3 protein-coding genes are annotated in these 1,552 nt (G+C 62.2%); 1 reads left to right on the top strand and 2 read right to left on the bottom strand.

The annotated features are described in order from the left end of the window. Positions 1-5 precede the first annotated feature (5 nt). Both A2I95_RS36795 and A2I95_RS36790 read right to left on the bottom strand, forming a co-directional pair. Complete coding sequence (locus A2I95_RS36795) at positions 6-551, bottom strand: HU family DNA-binding protein (RefSeq protein WP_291737428.1); 546 nt, start codon at positions 549-551, stop codon at positions 6-8. 133 nt (positions 552-684) lie between these two features. After that, the gene (locus A2I95_RS36790) at positions 685-1,140 is read right to left on the bottom strand and encodes an Lrp/AsnC family transcriptional regulator (protein ID WP_027258524.1); all 456 of its coding nucleotides are present in this window, start codon (positions 1,138-1,140) and stop codon (positions 685-687) included. 132 nt (positions 1,141-1,272) lie between these two features. On the opposite strand from A2I95_RS36790, the gene A2I95_RS36785 reads away from it, so the two are divergent. Continuing rightward, positions 1,273-1,552 (top strand): Glu/Leu/Phe/Val dehydrogenase dimerization domain-containing protein (locus A2I95_RS36785; RefSeq protein WP_291737427.1); only part of this gene is annotated, 280 nt, incomplete at its 3' end.

Here is a 1,552-nt window from a genome sequence, read left to right as displayed (position 1 = left end):
GGCTTTTACCCGTCCGGTGCGGCCTCTGCAAGAGGGTCATTCGAAGAATTTCCGGCTTCTCCGGAATTTTCTGCCGCCGCGTTTTTTGCGACGGCCGGCTGGCGCAGTTTGCATACGAACACTTTGCCGTTGCTGCGCTCCTGGCTGCGGTTGATGCGCAGTTTCCCGAACGGTTTGAGGTTCAGCTCACGGCCTTCGGCCACAGCCTCGCCCAGCAGCGCCAGAACCGCCTCTACCACCGGCTTTGCATCTTTCTTTTTGACACCGGAGCGTTCTACCGCCAGTTCCACCAGCTCCTTCTTGCTCAATTCCGGTGCAGCAACAACCGGCGAAGCCGCTGCAACAACCACCGGTTCCGGTGCAGCAGACGGATTGACCTCCGGCGCGTCCTGCTGCATCGGCGCGCTCACGGCCGCCGCCGTGCCCGTTTCAGATTTCACAGCTGCCGTCGTGGCGGTGGACGCCGTCAGCGTGCCCGTCTTCCGGACAGGTGCCTTGCCCGCGCCGGATTTGCGCGCGGATGTACTGCTTTTGCTGATTGCTTTTGCCATTTTGTGCCCCACGATCCTGTTTTTCACCCTGCATCGGCCTCTCAGCTGTCCCGCGCCGTTGCGGTTGGCAGCCAGGCGTGCGGGCCTGCTCTGTGCAGCCAGCCTAACACAGGCACCCCCCGGCGTGAACCGGTTAGCAGGCCGGCAAGGCATCGCGCTGGATCATGGTGCGCAAGGTGAAGCTGGAGCGGGTGTTGCGAATACCCGGCACCCGCATAAGACGGTCTTCCAGAAACCGGTCGAAGTCCGGCAGGTCCTCAGCCACCACCCGCAACAGGATATCGCGGGTGCCGGTCATCAAGTAGCACTCCATCACCTGATCGAACTGGCGCACCGCTTTTTCAAAGGCCTGCAGGGCGCCGGTCGATTGGCGCTCCAGTTCCACCGCCACAAAGATCGTCACCGGCAGCCCCATCTTGGCCTGATCCACCCGCGCGGAATAGCCGCTGATCACGCCGCTTTCCTCCAGATTGGCCACCCGGCGCGCGCAGGGCGTTGGCGACAGCCCGACCGTTTCCGACAATTCGGAAATCTTCAGCCGCCCATTGCGCTGAAGCGCGGCCACAATCTTGCGATCAATTGAGTCCATGGAGCTTTCCCCTAAGAATGGCACATTCTGCAGAGCATACCACCAAACACTGCCGTTCCGGCAGGCCTTTTTGGTGAAAACCTGCGCCTGCGCCCTGGTATCATCGGGAAAAGTTTTGGAGGAACAATCCAGATGACAGTGACTGCCATCGCATCGACCACCCATGAAGAGATCTACCGCGTCGAAGAGGCCTCTGCGGGGCTGCTTGGCTTCATCGCCATCCACTCCACCCGGCTGGGCCCCGCCGCCGGCGGTTTGCGGATGCGCCCCTATGCCAGCGAAGAGGAAGCACTGACCGACGTTCAGCGGCTCAGCGAAGGCATGACCTACAAGAACGCCGCAGCGGGACTGACGCTGGGCGGCGGCAAAGCGGTGATCATCGGCGACCCTGCCCGGGACAAATCGCCGGACC

The sequence above is a fragment of the Leisingera sp. F5 genome (genome assembly GCF_001593695.1).
This window is presented reverse-complemented; position numbering and strand designations above follow the sequence as displayed.